This is a genomic window from Streptomyces sp. NPDC001270, assembly GCF_042896695.1.
Taxonomy (GTDB): domain Bacteria; phylum Actinomycetota; class Actinomycetes; order Streptomycetales; family Streptomycetaceae; genus Streptomyces.
Genome location: NZ_JBIAXM010000005.1, coordinates 211546 through 227942 on the forward strand (window position 1 = coordinate 211546; position 16397 = coordinate 227942).

A 16397-nucleotide genomic window follows, 5' to 3' on the forward strand; every position below is an offset into this window, starting at 1 on the left:
CGAACGAAACATCCCTTTTGTCGCCGCAGCGACGGTGCTGCCGCGCTCCGAAGGGATACCCGATGAAAGCTGCCGCCCTCTGCTCGGCCGCCGGATCCTTGCTCCTGACCGCCCTCGCCGCCGCCCCCGCGGGCAGCGCTCCGGTTGCCGCCGGCGCTCCGGCCGCGGCCGAGGCGCGGGGCGCCTCGGTGGCCGCCGCTCGGGCCCGGGCCACGGGCATCGACTTCGGGAAGTGCTCCGCCGAACCGGACGCGCCGGCGAGCCTGCGGTGCGGCACGGTCAGCGTTCCGCTCGACTACGCGCACCCCGACGGCAAGCAGATCGAACTGACCGTCAGCCGGGCGCGGGCCACCCAGAAGGACCCGCACAACAGCAAGCTCAAGGTGCGCAGGCAGGGCGCCCTCGTCTACAACCCGGGCGGACCGGGCGCCTCCGGACTGTACTTCCCGGTGATCGGGGTGCTGCCCGAATGGCGCCGGATCGCCGCCGCGTACGACCTCATCGGCTACGCCCCGCGCGGGGTGGGCCGTTCGGCACCGCTGTCCTGCCAGGCACCCGAGCGCTTCCGCAAGGGGCCGGCGGCCGCACCGACGCACCCCTCGCAGTCGTACAAGCAGGAACGCATCGCCCAGGCGAAGGCGTACGCGCGCGGCTGCGCCGAACGGTCCGGCAGCGCCCTGCGGTACTACAACTCGCTGAACAACGCCCGTGACCTGGACGTGCTGCGGGCCGCGCTCGGCGAGCGGAAACTGACGTTCATGGGCGCCTCGTACGGCACCTACTTCGGCGCCCTGTACGCGACGCTGTTCCCCGCGCACGTACGGCGGATGGTGCTGGACTCCGCGGTGAACCCGGACCCCGCGCAGATCTGGTACCGCGCCAACCTGGAGCAGTCGGCCGCCTTCGAGAGCCGCTGGACGGACTTCCGTGACTGGATCGCCCGGCACGACGACGTGTACGGGCTCGGTGCCACGGCCGAACAGGTGCGGATCAGCTACGAGAAGGCGCGGGCCCGGCTCTCCGCCGAGCCCGCCGACGGCAAGGTCGGGCCGGCCCAGTTGCAGGGCGCGTTCCTGATGGCCGGCTACTACGACGACTTCTGGCCGAGCCGGGCCGCGGCGCTGTCCGCGTACCTCAAGGGCGACCCGAAGCCACTGGTCGGGATCGCCGCGCCGGTCGACGGGACGGCCGCCGAAGCGGAGAACGCCGGCGCGGTCTACACGGCCGTCGAGTGCAACGACGCGCCCTGGCCGACGGACTGGGCGGTGTGGGACCGCGACAACACCCGGCTCGCGCGCGTGGCGCCCTTCGAGACCTGGGACAACGTATGGACCAACCTGCCGTGCGCGTACTGGCCGGTGCCCCGGCAGCGGCCCCTCGACGTGCGGACCGGGCCGGGCGAGCTGCCGCCGACGCTGATCCTGGCGGGCGAGCGGGACGCGGCCACGCCCTACGGCGGGGCGCTGGAGATGAACCGGCGGCTGGCCGGCTCGGTCCTGGTGACCGAGCGGGACGCGGGCACGCACGGGATCGCCGGCGGGTCGAACCCGTGCGTGAACGCCCACCTGGAGGCGTACCTGCTGGAGGGCCGGGTGCCGGGGCGGCGCGCGGCGTGCGCGCCGCGCCCCGAGCCCGAGCCCCGGACCCCTGCCGGCCGCACCGGACAGCAGCAGTCACTGCGCGACGCGCTGAAGGGCAAGGCCGAACGCCCCTGAGGGCAGGCGCGGACGCCGGAGGCCGGACCCGGACTGCGGCCAGGTCCGGACGCCGGAGGCGAGGCCGCGCGAGCGCCCCTGACGGTGCGTCCGGGCTCCGCGGGGCGCGCGCCGCGGTGTTCCCGCGGTGCGGTGCGGTGCGTCCGTGCGTTACGCCAGCCCCTCGATCAGTTCGCCGATCTCCTTGCGGCGGCCGGTGAAGAAGGGGACCTCCTCGCGGACGTGCCGCCGGGCCTCGGAGCCGCGCAGATGGCGCATGAGGTCGACGATGCGGTGCAGTTCGTCGGCCTCGAAGGCCAGGATCCACTCGTAGTCGCCGAGGGAGAACGAGGCGACCGTGTTGGCGCGCACGTCCGGGTAGCCGCGGGCCATCTTGCCGTGGTCGGCGAGCATCCGGCGGCGGTCCTCGTCGGGCAGCAGATACCAGTCGTAGGAGCGCACGAACGGGTAGACGCTGACGTAGGTGCGGGGCGTCTCGTCGGCGAGGAACGCCGGGATGTGCGCGCGGTTGAACTCGGCCGGGCGGTGCAGCGCCATGTTCGACCACACCGGGTCGAGCGCGCGGCCCAGCCTGGTGCGGCGGAAGAGGTTGTACGCCTCCTGGAGCTGCTCGCTGGTCTCGGCGTGCCACCAGATCATGAGGTCGGCGTCGGCGCGCAGCCCGGAGACGTCGTAGGTGCCGCGGATCGTCACGTCCTTGGCGGCGAGCTGGTCGAACAGCTCCTGGACCTCGTCGGCGTAGCCCGTGCGGTCCGCGGGCAGCACGTCCTTCAGCCGGAACACGGACCACAGCGTGTAGCGGATGACCTCGTTGAGGTCCTTGGCCAGCTTGCCCTTGTTCGGGATCCTGCCGGACTCGGTGGTGGGGGCGTCGTCACTCATGCGTTCATTCTCCCGCTCGGCCCCGCGGCGGCCGCACCGGGTCCGGCCTGCTCCGCTCCGGGTCGGGCCGGCTCCGCTCCGGCGTCCGCGAGGGTGCGCAGGTCGCCCGCCAGCCGGTCCACGGCCGCGGCGGCGCTCGCGACGCAGGCCGGGATGCCCACGCCGTCGTACTGGGCGCCGCACACGGCCAGACCGGGGAGCTTGGCGACGTGCTCACGGATGCGGGCCACGCGCGCGTGGTGGCCGACCGGGTACTGGGGCAGGCCGTCGGTCCAGCGGGTCACCCGGGTCTCCAGGGGTTCGGCGGCCAGACCGGTGGCCTCCCGCAGGTCCTGGCGGGAGAGGGCGACCAGGTCGGCGTCCGCGCGGCCCAGGATCTCCGTCTCGCCGTACCGCCCGACGGAGGTGCGCAGCACCATCACGTCCGGGTCCTGCTCGGCGATCCAGCCCCACTTCTGGGAGGCGAAGGTGGACGCCTTGATGGTGTGCCCGTCGACCGGGGGCACAAGGAAGCCGCTGCCCTCGGGGAGGGCGACGGCGTCCCGGCGGTAGGCCAGGGTGACCAGCGCCATGGAGGCGTACTCCACGGCCTTCAACTCGGCGGCGGCGCCGGGGGACTCGGCGGCCAGCAGCCGGGCGGCGGCCGGCGCGGGCACCGCGACCACCACGGCGTCGGCGCTCAGCACCCGGTCGCCGGCGACGACGCGCCAGCCGCCGGCCGCCTCCCGGCGCAGCTCCGTCACCGGTGTCGAGGTCAGCACCGCGCCGCCCCGGGCCCGCACGGTCTCGGCGACGGCGAGCGGCAGCCGGCCCAGGCCGCCCTCGACGCCCTGGAAGACCGGACCGGTCTGCTGGTGCGCGGCGGCCTTCGCCTGGATGCCGCGGACCGCCTCGGTGAGCGAGTCGTGGGTCTGCGCGGCCTGGAACAGCTGGGGGACGGCCGAGCGCATCGAGATGCGGTACGCGTCGCCCGCGTACACCCCGCCCAGCAGGGGTTCGACCATGCGGTCGACGACCTCGCGGCCGAGCCGGGCGGCCACGTACGCACCGACCGCCACGTCGTCGCCGACCTCGGTGGGCGGCAGGCCGGCCTCGCGCCCGACGCGGGCGACGCCTTCCTCGGACAGCACACCGGCCAGCGCGGACGCCGTGCCGGGGACGCCCATCACATGTCCCTTGGGCATGGGGCGCAGCGCGCCACGGGTCCAGATCGAGGCGGTCGTGGTGGCAGGGGTGCGCAGCAGGCCGGACAGGCCCACCTCGCGCGCGAGCGCCACCGCCTCCGGCCGGCGGGCCAGGATCGACTCGGCGCCGAGGTCGACGCGTACGCCCGCGATCTCACCGGGCAGCAGCTTGCCGCCGACCCGGTCCGCCGCCTCCAGCACGGTCACCCGCGCCCCGCGGTCCAGCAGCCGGTGGGCCGCCGCCAGCCCGGCGATCCCCGCTCCGATGACGACGACGTGCCCCGTACCCGTACCCGATGCGCTCATGGCTCCAGCCTCTCAGACGCCACCGACGGCCCACCCCGGGGCCGGGCCTCGCCGCCGCGCCCTCCGAGTCCGCCGAACTCATTGCAGTCGTGGCGTTCGTGGCGTTCGTTGCGTTCGTCCAACCCGTCGAACCGTCTGTCCTGCGGGGGCGAGACGGCGGGGCTCCGGGGCCGGGGGCGCGTGTCCCGCGCGCGTTCCGACCGTGACCGCTCCGGAACCGTTCCGGAATCGTTCCGGCCAAACGTTCCGGCCGGGTGCGGCGTCGAAGGAACATCCGTCGTCACGGCCCCTGGGGGGAATCGCCCATGCGCACACCACACTCCGCACGCCCGCTGCCCGCCCTGCTCGGGATCCTGCTGGCGGCCACCCTCGCGCTGACCGGGTGCGGCGCCTCCGACACCGCGAGCAGCAGTGCCGACAAGGCCGCCGCGGCCGGCAGCGTGGCCGAGCGGGACGCGGCCGGTGGCGGCGGCTCCGGCGCGGCCGGCAGGAGCGACGCGGCCGGGCGGACGGACGCCGCCGGGACGACCGAGGCGCCCCGGCCGGGCGTCGGCCACATCATCCGCACCGCCGCCCTGACGGTGCGCGTCAAGAACGTGCCCAAGGCCCTCGACCAGGCCCGCGCCGCCGTCGAGGACGCGGGTGGGTTCGTCGGCCAGGAGAGCACCAGCCGGGACGACCGGGGCCACGAGAGCACCCGCGTCGTCCTGCGGGTGCCCACCGACGCCTACGAGGAGGTCCTCGCCCGCCTCCAGGGCAGCGGCGAGCTGATCCGGCGCACCGCGCGCGCGGAGGACGTCACCGACCAGGTTGTGGACGTGACCAGCCGGATCGCCTCGCAGCGGGCCAGCGTGTCCCGGATCCGCGACCTGATGGACCGGGCGGACAAACTCAGCGATGTGGTCACCCTGGAAGGGGAGTTGAGCAGCCGCGAGGCCGATCTGGAGGCGCTGCTCGCCCAGCAGGCGTCCCTGAAGGACCGCACGAGCCTGGCCACCGTCACCCTGACGCTGTCCGAGGCGCCGGTGGAGAAGGACGGGAAGGGCGACGGTCCCGGCTTCGGGGACGCGGTGTCCGGCGGCTGGCACGTCTTCGTCACCGTGCTGCGCTGGATCGCCCTGGCCCTGGGCGCGGCGCTGCCCTTCGTGGCCGTGGCGGCGCTGCTCGTCCTCGGGTGGCTGCGGGCCGTCCGCCCGCGGCTGTCGCGCCGCACCGCCCAGGCGCCGGTCACGACCGCCCTGGGCCCGCTGCCGGCCGCGCCCCCGGCGGCGGGGGACACGGCGGCCGGGAACGTGGCCGGCCGGGCGCCCGGCGACAAGGGCTGATCCGACGACGGGCGCTGAGCGGGCGACTGGGGCTGAGCGGGCCGTACCGGCCCCGTGCCCCGTAGCGTGTGCGCATGAGCACGAGCATCAGCGGGGCGCGCGGCGGGGCGGAACGGCTGGTCGTGATCGGCGGTGACGCCGCGGGGATGTCCGCGGCGTCGCAGGCACGCCGGCTGCGGGGGCCCGACGAACTGGAGATCGTGGCGTTCGAACGCGGTCACTTCGCGTCGTTCTCCGCGTGCGGCATCCCGTACTGGGTGGGCGGTGACGTGCCCGAGCGGGACCAGTTGATCGCCCGCACGCCCGAGGAGCACCGCGCGCGCCACATCGACCTGCGCATGCGCACCGAGGTCACGGAGATCGACGCGGACCGGCAGCGGGTACGCGCGCGTGACGTCGATTCCGGCGCCGAGTCGTGGACCTCGTACGACAAACTGGTGATCGCGACCGGCGCGACGCCGCTCCGCCCGGACCTGCCGGGCGTCGACGCCCCCGGGGTGCACGGCGTCCAGACCCTCGACGACGGCCAGGCCCTGCTGGACACCCTGGCGCGCACCCGGGGCCGCCGCGCGGTCGTCGTCGGCGCGGGCTACATCGGCGTCGAGATGGCCGAGGCGCTGATCAAACGCGGCTACGAGGTGACCGTCGTCAACCGGGGCGCGGAGCCCATGTCCACACTCGATCCCGACATGGGCCGGCTGGTGCACCGGGCCATGACGGGCCTGGGCATCACCATGGTCGACGACGCGCCCGTCACCAAGCTGCTCACCGGGGACGACGGCCGGGTGCGGGCGGTGGCGACGGAGGACGCGGAGTTCCCCGCCGACGTGGTCGTCCTCGGGATCGGCGTGCGCCCTCAGACGACGCTCGCGCGGGCCGCGGGGCTGCCCCTGGGCCGCCACGGCGGGCTGCTCACCGACCTCGCGATGCGCGTCCGGGGCCACCGGAACATCTGGGCGGGCGGTGACTGCGTCGAGGTGCTGGATCTGGTCTCCGGCCAGGAACGGCACATCGCCCTCGGCACCCACGCCAACAAGCACGGCCAGATCATCGGCAGCAACGTCGGCGGCGGTTACGCCACCTTCCCGGGTGTGGTCGGCACGGCGGTGAGCAAGGTCTGCGACCTGGAGATCGCCCGCACCGGACTGCGGGAGAAGGACGCGCGCCGGGTGGGCCTGCAGTTCGAGACGGTGACCATCGAGTCGACCAGCCGGGCCGGCTACTACCCCGGCGCCGCCCCCATGACGGTGAAGATGCTCGCCGAACGCGGCACCGGCCGCCTGCTCGGCGTGCAGATCGTCGGCGGGGAGGGCGCGGCCAAGCGGGTCGACATCGCCGCGGTGGCGCTGACCGCGCGGATGACCGTCGAGGAGATGACGGCCCTCGACCTGGGCTACGCGCCGCCGTTCTCCCCGGTGTGGGACCCGGTCCTGGTGGCGGCGCGCAAGGCGGCGGCGAAGGTGGCGAAGGCGGCCACAGGCGACGCCCCGGCGCGCTGAACGGAGGGCCTTCCCCGGCTGGGTCCGCAGGAAACACCGAGCCTCCTCCGGCGGCCCGCACGGATTCCGTCCGCCGTGGTGCGGGCACTACTCCTGTGTGGTCATCCCCGTCCATGACGTGAACCCGGTACGCCGCACCCCCTGGGTGACGTACGCGCTGATCGCCGCGTGCGTGCTGGTCTTCCTGCGCACGCCCGGCATGGCGGGTTCCGTGACCGGCGGCAGCGACCTGGCGCAGTTGTGCCATCTCCAGGCGTTCCTCGACCATTACGCGGCGGTGCCCAGGGAGCTGATCCACCATCAGCTGCCGCGGCTGGTGCCGACCGGCGCCGTGGGCGTCGGCCCACAGGGGCCTGGCTGCGTGGTGGGCCCGCCGTCGTACGACAAGTACCCGCCGCTGTCGGTCTTCACGGCGATGTTCCTGCACGGCAGCTGGCTGCACCTGCTGGGCAACATGCTGTTCCTGCTGATCTTCGGCAACAACGTCGAGGACCGGATGGGCCACATCCGCTACTTCCTCTTCTACGTGGTCTGCGGCTACGCGGCCGGCTACGGCTTCGCGCTGTTCAACGCCTCCTCGGGCGAGCCGCTGATCGGCGCGTCCGGGGCGATCGCCGGAGTCCTCGGCGCCTATCTGGTGCTGTATCCGAAGGCCAGGGTCTGGGTCCTCGTCCCGTTCCTGATCTTCCTGCCGCTGCGGCTGCCGGCCTGGCTGGTGCTGGGCTTCTGGTTCGTGCTCCAGGCGGTGTACTCGTCCGGGCAGGGCGTCTCCGACGCCGGTTCGGTGGCGTACGCAGCGCACGTCGTCGGCTTCGTCGTGGGCATGCTGCTCGCGCTGCCGCTGCGGCCGGGCACCGTGCCCCCGCCGGAGCCGCCCCGGCTGCTGTTCGGCAGACAGGCCCGGCCCCGGCAGACCTGGCAGACGTGGTGAGTCAGCGGGCGGTGTGCGTGTGCACGTAGTCCACGAGCCGGGTCAGGGCGTCCGGGTCGGTGTCGGGCGGCACGCCGTGGCCGAGGTTGAAGACGTGGCCCTCCAGACCGGCGGCCGCGTCGAGCACCTCGCGGGTCTTGGCCTCGACGGCCTCCTGGGGGGCGAAGAGGACCACCGGGTCGAGGTTGCCCTGGAGCGCCTTGCCGGGGCCGACACGGCGGGCCGCCTCGTCGAGCGGGACGCGCCAGTCGACACCGACGACGTCGGCGCCGGCCTCGCCCATGAGCGGGAGCAGTTCGCCGGTGCCGACGCCGAAGTGGATGCGCGGCACGCCGTACCCGGCGACGGCGCGGAAGACCTTGGCGGAGGCGGGCAGCACGGAGCGCCGGTAGTCGGCCGGGGCGAGCGCGCCGGCCCAGGAGTCGAACAGCTGGACCGCGGAGGCACCGGCCTCGATCTGCACCTTCAGGAAGGCCGCCGTGATGTCGGCGAGACGGTCTAGCAGGTCGGCCCACAGCTCGGGGTCGCCGTACATCATCGCCTTCGCGTTCTGGTACGTCCGGGACGGGCCGCCCTCGACGAGATAGCTCGCCAGGGTGAACGGGGCGCCGGCGAAGCCGATGAGGGGGGTCGGGCCGAGTTCGCGGGTGAGCAGGCCGATGGCCTCGGTGACGTAGGCGACGTCGTCCGGGGTGAGGTCGCGCAGCTGGGCGAGGTCGGCCCGGGAACGGATCGGACGCTCGATGACCGGCCCGACCCCGGGCTTGATGTCGAGATCGACGCCGATGGCCTTGAGCGGTACGACGATGTCGCTGTAGTAGACCGCCGCGTCCACGTCGTGCCTGCGCACCGGCTGGAGGGTGATCTCGGCGACGAGTTCGGGGCGGGTGCAGGACTCCAGCATCGGAATGCCCTCGCGCACCTTGCGGTACTCGGGCAGCGAGCGGCCGGCCTGGCGCATGAACCACACGGGGGTGTGCGGCACGGGTTCGCGCCGGCACGCCCTGAGGAAGGCGCTGTCGTACGTGGCGGTCGGCTGCTGGCCCGTGGGGCTTGCGTTGGCACTCACGACGGCAAGTCTCGCACGGCCCCGGACCCGGCTTGGTCGCGCCCTCGGCCGGAGGCGGCCGGGATCTTTAGGTTCCCTTTAGGTGGTGTCCCTCCCTGCGCGAAGCGCCCGTTCCCCTTACTCTTCCCCGCATGGCTGCGGCTCAGGGACGACTGTCGGACGGCGCTGGTGGGATGGACGATGCGAAGAGTGCCAGGGAGGCGGACCGGCACTCGGACAGTTCGCCACCGCCCGCTTTCCGGGCCGCGGTCGAGGCACTGCGCACGGCGCGGCTGCGCCCGCAGATCGAAGTGGATGCGACGCCGGCCCCGCAGCGGCTCGCTCCCTTCGCGTACGCCCTGGAGGCCGCGGTCGTCGACGGCGACCAGGACCTGGCCGACGGCCGGCTGATCCTGCTGCACGATCCGGCCGGGCACGACGCCTGGCAGGGCACCTTCCGGCTGGTGACGCTGGTGCGCGCGGAACTGGAACCGGAGATGGCGGCCGATCCGCTGCTGCCGGAGGTGTGCTGGTCGTGGCTGACCGGTGCGCTCCAGGCGCGCGGGCTGTCGTACGGCGAGCCGAGCGGCACCGTCACCCGCGCGGGTTCGCACTACTTCGGCGGGCTGTCCGCGCGGCCGCCGGCCTCGCAGATCGAGATCCGGGCCTCCTGGACGCCTCGGGAGGGGCTGGGCGGGGTGCCGGACACGGCGACCCATCTGGCCTCCTGGTGCGATCTGCTGGCCCAGGTCGCGGGCCTGCCGCCGGCCGCACCGGGCGACGCGTCGGTGGTGACCCTGCCCCAGCGCAGGGACCCGCAGTCCCGCTGACGGCCACTGCCGCAGCGACCGGGCCGCGGTGAGCGCGGCCGACGAGACACGGTCGGCACGTTAATCGGGCACATCCGTCGACACGTCGGTCGAGCACACCGGCTGACGTCACGGTCGACACATCGGCCGACGGTTCGGTCGGCGGCCCGGCCGTCACCGCGTCCGATCAGCCGCACGGACCGGGCCTCGCCGACTGAACGGGTTCCGGTCCGGCGGCTTCGTCCCCGAGCGGCCGGTGGTCGGAGGGCGCCGGCCCTCCGACCCCGGCCCTCGGAACCACCCCCACACCCCACCCCCTCACCCCGACCCGCCCCCCTGTCCCGCCCACCGGTCGATCATCATCTCGTTGACCATCTCTTTGTCGATACGGCCACTTTCAGTCGCGGAAGCGAATCCGGTCGAACCGACTTGATCTTCGGGTGATCGATCGCGTGTCCGAATTGCACGGATTGTTCTCACCAGATCGTGATCATTCTCTAAAGGCGAACGGGTTTGGTGCCGAAGACGACTGTGACCTTGAAAGCACGGTTCGTCCCGGCTTCACCCCCCACGAGCCGGTCCCGTCCCGCACCCCAGGAGGCCTGGTGTCCGTTCTCCTTGAGCAACCCGCAAGCCTGGTCGCCTACCGCCCGAACAAGCCGACCGCCATGGTGGTCGTGGCCGATCCACGTGTCCGCTCCACCGTCACCCGCCACCTGTGGGCCCTCGGTGTGCGGGACGTCATCGAGGCCTCGTCCGTCGCGGAGGCTCGTCCCCGCATCGGCAACCCCCGCGACATCTGCGTGGCCGACGTCCACCTGCCGGACGGTTCCGGCCTGACCCTGCTGTCCGAGACCCGGGCCGCGGGCTGGCCCAACGGTCTGGCGCTGTCCGCCGCCGACGACATCGGCGCCGTGCGCAACGCCCTGGCCGGCGGAGTCAAGGGCTACGTCGTCACGGGCACCCGGACCAACATCGGGCTCCCCACCCGACCGGGCGCCGCTCCCCTCGGCGCCGCCGCCCGTATGCACCGCCGCCCCCCGGGTGCCCCGAGTCACCCGGGTGGCTACCGCGAGCTGTCCGGCCGCGAGGTCGAGGTGCTGCGCCTGGTCGCCGAGGGCCAGTCGAACAAGGCGATCGGCGTCTCCATGGGCCTGTCCGCACTGACCGTCAAGAGCCACCTCGCCCGCATCGCCCGCAAGCTGGGCACCGGTGACCGGGCCGGCATGGTCGCCGTGGCCCTGCGCACCGGAATCATCCACTGAGCCCACGGCGACGGCCGGTTTTTCACTCCGGCCGTTCACTTCCGTGAACCGGATCGGCCGGGCGGTTCCCGGCCGCGTCCCCCGCCGACCGTGTCCCCGACGTTTCACCGACCTGACTGGTTTACGCCCCCTCGGCACCCGTCGACGGAACGTTCCGTCGACGGGTGCCGTCCATCCACGGATACTCTTGACAGGTGACCGACGCCCAAGAGACCGCAGCAGACATGCCACTGCGCACCACCGGGGGTACCCCTCCGGACGACGGCGGATCTTCTGCGGTGGGGACGCCGGTCCCGTTGCTCGAACCGCGTGAGGGCATTCCGCCCGTGATCGCCGACGAGGCCGCGCTGGCCGAGGCCGTCGCGGCCTTCGCCGCGGGCACCGGCCCCCTCGCGGTCGACGCCGAACGCGCCTCCGGCTACCGCTACGGCCAGCGCGCCTACCTGGTGCAGCTGCGCCGCGAGGGCGCCGGGACCGCGCTGATCGATCCGGTCGCCTGCCCCGACCTGTCCGCCCTCGGCGAGGCGCTGTCCGGGGTCGAGTGGGTGCTGCACGCGGCCACCCAGGACCTGCCGTGCCTGCGTGACATAGGCATGGTGCCCAGCCGGCTGTTCGACACGGAGCTGGCGGGCCGGCTCGCCGGGTTCCCGCGGGTCGGTCTCGGCGCGATGGTCGAGGGCGTCCTGGGCTTCGTCCTGGAGAAGGGCCACTCGGCCGTCGACTGGTCGACCCGGCCACTGCCCGAGCCCTGGCTGCGGTACGCCGCCCTGGACGTGGAACTCCTCGTCGACCTGCGCGACGCGCTGGAGAAGGAGCTGGACCGGCAGGGCAAACTGGACTGGGCGCTGCAGGAGTTCGCCGCCATCGCCGCGGCCCCGCCGCCCGAGCCCCGCAAGGACCCCTGGCGGCGCACGTCGGGCATGCACAAGGTGCGGCGGCGGCGTCAGCTCGCCGTGGTGCGCGAGCTGTGGCAGACCCGGGACCGGATCGCCCAGCGGCGGGACGTGTCGCCGGGCAAGGTGCTCAGCGACACGGCCATCGTCGAGGCGGCGCTCGCCCTTCCGAGCACCGTGCACGCCCTCGCCGCGCTGAACGGATTCGGCCACCGGACCGGACGGCGGCAGTTGGAGCAGTGGCAGGCCGCGGTGGACCGGGCCAAGGCACTGCCCGATTCCGCGCTGCCGCAGCCGGGCCAGCCGGTCACCGGGCCGCCCCCGCCACGGGCCTGGGCCGACAAGGACCCTGTCGCCGCCGCCCGGCTGTCGGCGGCCCGCGCCGCGGTCACGGCGCTGGCCGAGGAACTCGTCCTGCCGCAGGAGAACCTGATCGCGCCGGACACCGTGCGCCGGCTGTGCTGGGAACCGCCGAAGCCGGCCGACACCGACTCGGTGACCGCCGCCCTCGCCGGGTACGGGGCGAGACCCTGGCAGATCGAACAGGTCGCCCCCGCGCTCGTGACCGCGCTGTCGGCGACGGCGAAGGCCAAGGCGGACCAGGAACCCTCGTAGCCGTCGCCGGGCACGGCGAGCGGTGGGTCGGCGGGCGTCAGGTCGGTGGCGTCAACGCCCCGAAGCGCCCGAAGACGGTCTCCCCGTGGGCGTCGCAGGCCGACGGAAGCGGAAAACGGACGTCGAAATCACGCCAAGATCCTGGGACGGCCCGCACACCGCAGTCGGCCGCCCCTCGCCGTGTTCCGAAGCGTTCCGAAGCCCGCGCATTCCGAAGCCCGGCTATTCCGAAGCCCCCAGCCCCGCAGCCCGCTGCCGCTCAAGGCGCGGCCCGCGGTGAGCGGCCCGCCGTGCGCGGTCCGCAGGCCACCCCGCGCGGAAGGCTCAGGGGCCGCGCCAGAAGAACCGGTATGCGGTGCCGCCGAAGGTGTGACGTTCGCCGCTCCCGCTCCGAGGGGTGGGCAGCTACGTTACCGATAAGTAGCATAGAGTCTGAGCGCGCGCTCAGCGCAGCGCGGCAGTGCCATCCCGCACCGTGGAGGAGAGCCATCGTGCCTCGTACCGTCAGGGACGTCGTTTTCGTGGACGGCGTCCGTACCCCGTTCGGCAAGGCGGGCCCGAAGGGCATCTACCACGAGACCCGTGCCGACGACCTCGTCGTGAAGGCGATCCGGGAGCTGCTGCGCCGCAACCCCGGTCTGGACCCGCAGCAGATCGACGAGGTCGCCATCGCCGCGACCACACAGATCGGCGACCAGGGCCTGACCCTGGGCCGCACAGCGGGCATCCTCGCCGGTCTCCCGCAGTCCGTACCGGGCTACTCGATCGACCGGATGTGCGCGGGCGCGCTGACCGCCGTCACGACCACCGCCGGTTCGATCGCCTTCGGCGCCTACGACGCCGTCATCGCCGGTGGCGTCGAGCACATGGGCCGCCACCCGATGGGCGAGGGCGTGGACCCGAACCCGCGGTTCGTGAGCGAGAAGCTGGTCGACGAGTCCGCCCTGTTCATGGGCATGACCGCGGAGAACCTGCACGACCGCTACCCGCACCTCACCAAGCTGCGCGCCGACGAGTACGCGGTGCGCTCGCAGGAGAAGGCCGCCAAGGCGTACGCCAACGGCAAGATCCAGCAGGACCTGGTGCCGATCTCGGTGCGCCGTACCAACCCGGAAGCCGGCGAGACCGGCTGGGGCCTGGTCACCGCCGACGAGCCGATGCGCCCGGGCACCACGCTGGAGAACCTGGCGAGCCTGAAGACGCCGTTCCGGGTGCACGGCCGGGTCACCGCGGGCAACGCGGCCGGTCTGAACGACGGCGCCACCGCCTCGATCGTCGCGAGCGAGGACTTCGCCCGCGCGAACGGCCTGCCGGTCAGGATGCGCCTCGTCTCGTACGCCTTCGCGGGCGTCGAGCCGGAGGTCATGGGCTACGGCCCGATCCCGGCCACGGAGAAGGCCCTCGCCAAGGCGGGCCTGTCCATCTCCGACATCGGCCTGTTCGAGATCAACGAGGCGTTCGCCGTCCAGGTCCTGGCCTTCCTCGACCACTACGGCATCGCGGACGACGACGAGCGCGTCAACCAGTACGGCGGCGCCATCGCCTTCGGGCACCCGCTGGCCTCCTCCGGCGTCCGGCTGATGACGCAGCTGGCCCGCCAGTTCGAGGAGCAGCCCGAGGTCCGCTACGGCGTGACCACCATGTGCGTCGGCTTCGGCATGGGCGCGACCGTCATCTGGGAGAACCCGCACTTCGAGGGGGACAAGTGAGCACCACCGCTGATCTGTTGAAGGACGCGGCCGCGCTGTTTCCCGACGAGGTCGTCACGCAGGCGCACGTACGCCACCTCGACCTGCCGTTCGGCGCGGGCCGGTTCGCGCTCGTCACCCTCGACAACGGCTTCGACCACACCAAGCCGACCACCTTCGGACCGGCCTCGCTGGCGAACCTGAACACCGCGATCGACCAGGTCGAGGCGGAGGCGGCGGCCGGTGAGATCGTCGGCGCGGGCATCACCGGCAAGCCGTTCGTCTTCGCGGTCGGCGCCGACCTCAAGGGCGTCGAGCTGCTGACGAACCACGAGGACGCGCTGGCCATCGGCAAGGGCGGCCACGAGGTGTTCAAGCGCCTCGCCGGCCTCGCCGTGCCGACCTTCGCCTACTACAACGGCGCCGCCATGGGCGGCGGTGTCGAGGTCGGCCTGCACTGCACCTACCGCACGGTGTCCCGGGCCGTCCCGGCGTTCTCCCTGCCCGAGGTGTTCCTCGGCCTGGTGCCGGGCTGGGGCGGCTGCACCCTGCTGCCGAACCTGATCGGCGCCGACAAGGCCGTCTCGGTCATCATCGAGAACAGCCTGAACCAGAACAAGCAGCTCAAGGGCGAGCAGGTCTTCGACCTGGGCATCGCCGACGCGGTCTTCGACGGCGCCGACTTCCTGGAGCAGTCGCTCCTGTGGACCGCTCAGGTGCTGGGGGGCGACATCGAGGTCGAGCGCCCGGTGATCGACCGCGGCGAGGCGTGGGACCAGGCCGTCGCCAAGGGCCGTTTCCTCGCGGACGGCAAGGTGCACGGCGCGGCCCCGGCGGCCTACCGCGCCCTCGACATCATCGCCGCCGCCAAGAACGGCGACCTCCAGCAGGGCTACGACGCCGAGGACGCGGCGCTCGCCGACCTGATCATGAGCGGCGAACTGCGCGCCGGCATCTACGCGTTCAACCTGGTCCAGAAGCGCGGCAAGCGCCCCGCGGGCGCCCCGGACAAGAACCTGGCCCGCCCGGTCACCAAGGTCGGCGTGGTCGGCGCCGGCCTGATGGCCTCGCAGCTCGCCCTGCTCTTCCTGCGCCGGCTCGAAGTCCCCGTCGTCCTCACCGACATCGACCAGGCACGCGTCGACAAGGGCGTGGGCTACGTCCACGGCGAGATCGACAAGCTGCTCGGCAAGGGCCGGATCAACCAGGACAAGGCCAATCGCCTCAAGGCGCTGGTGACGGGTGTCCTGGACAAGGCCGAGGGCTTCGCGGACGCGGACTTCGTCATCGAGGCCGTGTTCGAGGAGATCGGCGTCAAGCAGCAGGTGTTCGCTGAGGTCGAGGCGGTCGCCCCGGCGCACGCGATCCTCGCCACCAACACCTCCTCCCTGTCCGTGACGGAGATGGCGTCGAAGCTCAAGAACCCCGAGCGGGTCGTCGGCTTCCACTTCTTCAACCCGGTCGCGGTGCTGCCGCTCCTGGAGATCGTGCGCGGCGAGCAGACGGACGACGCGTCGCTGGCGACCGCGTTCGCCGTGGCCAAGAAGCTGAAGAAGACAGCGGTCCTGGTCAAGGACGCCCCGGCGTTCGTCGTGAACCGCGTCCTCACCCGCTTCATGGGCGAGGTGCAGAACGTCATCGACGAGGGCACGCCCGTCGAGGTCGCGGAGAAGGCGGTGGAGCCCCTGGGGCTGCCGATGTCACCGCTGGTCCTGCTGGAGCTGGTCGGCCCGGCCATCGGCCTGCACGTCTCTCAGACCCTGAACCGGGCCTTCCCGGACCGCTTCACGGTCTCCCCCAACCTCAAGGCGGTCGTCGAGGCGGGCAAGCGCGGCTTCTACGTGTACGACAGCGGCAAGCCGGAGCTGGACCCGGAGGTCGCCGCGCTCCTGAAGCAGGGCGACGCCGTGCTGACCGAGGAGCAGGTGCGGGCGCGGGTGCTGGACGCGGTGGCGCAGGAGATCGGGCTCATGCTCGACGAGGGCGTCGTCGCCGAGGCGCAGGACATCGACCTCTGCCTCATCACCGGTGCCGGCTGGCCCTTCCACCTGGGCGGCGTCACGCCGTACCTGGACCGTGAGGGCGTCTCCGAGCGCGTGAACGGCAAGCGGTTCCTGGCTCCGGGCGTGGCGAGCGTCCCGGTGTGACAGCGGTCGCGGCAGTGGGCCTCCGCCCGGGTGGCGGAGGCCCACTGGCGTGTCGGGGCGGTTCTCCGTCGTGCCGCGCCGCTGCTCGGC

Annotated in this window: 12 protein-coding genes; 9 read left to right on the forward strand and 3 right to left on the reverse strand. The window is 73.1% G+C overall.

Annotated elements, in window-relative coordinates; genetic code table 11:
* Positions 1 to 62: 62 nt before the first annotated feature.
* Positions 63 to 1715: an alpha/beta hydrolase gene (locus ACFY2B_RS10935; protein WP_390762828.1), complete on the forward strand. Its 1653-nt coding sequence runs from the start codon at positions 63 to 65 to the stop codon at positions 1713 to 1715.
* Positions 1716 to 1865: 150 nt separating this feature from the next.
* Here ACFY2B_RS10935 and hemQ read toward each other — a convergent pair whose 3' ends face one another.
* A complete protein-coding gene (gene hemQ / locus ACFY2B_RS10940; protein WP_376523155.1) occupies positions 1866 to 2597 on the reverse strand; it encodes a hydrogen peroxide-dependent heme synthase in 732 nt (243 codons plus the stop codon).
* Positions 2594 to 4087, reverse strand: coding sequence for a protoporphyrinogen oxidase (gene hemG / locus ACFY2B_RS10945; protein WP_390762829.1), 1494 nt, complete (start codon positions 4085 to 4087; stop codon positions 2594 to 2596). Before hemG ends, hemQ begins: the two co-directional genes overlap by 4 nt.
* A 305-nt stretch (positions 4088 to 4392) precedes the next feature.
* Here hemG and ACFY2B_RS10950 point away from each other — a divergent pair, with 305 nt between their 5' ends.
* The 3 genes from ACFY2B_RS10950 to ACFY2B_RS10960 all read left to right on the forward strand — a co-directional run bounded on the left by ACFY2B_RS10950 (position 4393) and on the right by ACFY2B_RS10960 (position 7842).
* On the forward strand, positions 4393 to 5412 hold the full coding sequence (locus ACFY2B_RS10950) for a DUF4349 domain-containing protein (protein ID WP_390762830.1): 1020 nt from the start codon (positions 4393 to 4395) through the stop codon (positions 5410 to 5412).
* A 74-nt stretch (positions 5413 to 5486) separates the two neighbouring features.
* A complete protein-coding gene (locus ACFY2B_RS10955) occupies positions 5487 to 6911 on the forward strand; it encodes an FAD-dependent oxidoreductase (RefSeq protein WP_390762831.1) in 1425 nt (474 codons plus the stop codon).
* 97 nt (positions 6912 to 7008) lie between these two features.
* Positions 7009 to 7842, forward strand: a complete 834-nt coding sequence (locus tag ACFY2B_RS10960) for a rhomboid family intramembrane serine protease (RefSeq protein ID WP_390762832.1) — start codon at positions 7009 to 7011, stop codon at positions 7840 to 7842.
* 1 nt (position 7843) lies between these two features.
* Here the strand turns inward: ACFY2B_RS10960 and hemE are convergent, their stop codons facing one another.
* Complete coding sequence (hemE, locus tag ACFY2B_RS10965) at positions 7844 to 8911, reverse strand: uroporphyrinogen decarboxylase (RefSeq protein WP_390762833.1); 1068 nt, start codon at positions 8909 to 8911, stop codon at positions 7844 to 7846.
* Between the two features lie 131 nt (positions 8912 to 9042).
* On the opposite strand from hemE, the gene ACFY2B_RS10970 reads away from it, so the two are divergent.
* The 5 genes from ACFY2B_RS10970 to ACFY2B_RS10990 all read left to right on the forward strand — a co-directional run bounded on the left by ACFY2B_RS10970 (position 9043) and on the right by ACFY2B_RS10990 (position 16307).
* On the forward strand, positions 9043 to 9720 hold the full coding sequence (locus ACFY2B_RS10970; protein WP_390762834.1) for a DUF3000 domain-containing protein: 678 nt from the start codon (positions 9043 to 9045) through the stop codon (positions 9718 to 9720).
* Positions 9721 to 10304: 584 nt separating this feature from the next.
* Complete coding sequence (locus ACFY2B_RS10975) at positions 10305 to 10964, forward strand: response regulator transcription factor (protein ID WP_250401061.1); 660 nt, start codon at positions 10305 to 10307, stop codon at positions 10962 to 10964.
* A 194-nt stretch (positions 10965 to 11158) separates the two neighbouring features.
* Positions 11159 to 12472 carry an HRDC domain-containing protein gene (locus tag ACFY2B_RS10980; protein ID WP_390762835.1) on the forward strand — a complete coding sequence of 438 codons (1314 nt, stop codon included), beginning with the start codon at positions 11159 to 11161 and terminating at the stop codon, positions 12470 to 12472.
* 491 nt (positions 12473 to 12963) lie between these two features.
* Positions 12964 to 14181 carry a thiolase family protein gene (locus ACFY2B_RS10985; RefSeq protein WP_390762836.1) on the forward strand — a complete coding sequence of 406 codons (1218 nt, stop codon included), beginning with the start codon at positions 12964 to 12966 and terminating at the stop codon, positions 14179 to 14181.
* The gene (locus ACFY2B_RS10990; RefSeq protein ID WP_390762837.1) at positions 14178 to 16307 is read left to right on the forward strand and encodes a 3-hydroxyacyl-CoA dehydrogenase NAD-binding domain-containing protein; all 2130 of its coding nucleotides are present in this window, start codon (positions 14178 to 14180) and stop codon (positions 16305 to 16307) included. The genes ACFY2B_RS10985 and ACFY2B_RS10990 overlap by 4 nt, the downstream gene beginning before the upstream one ends.
* Positions 16308 to 16397: the final 90 nt, after the last annotated feature.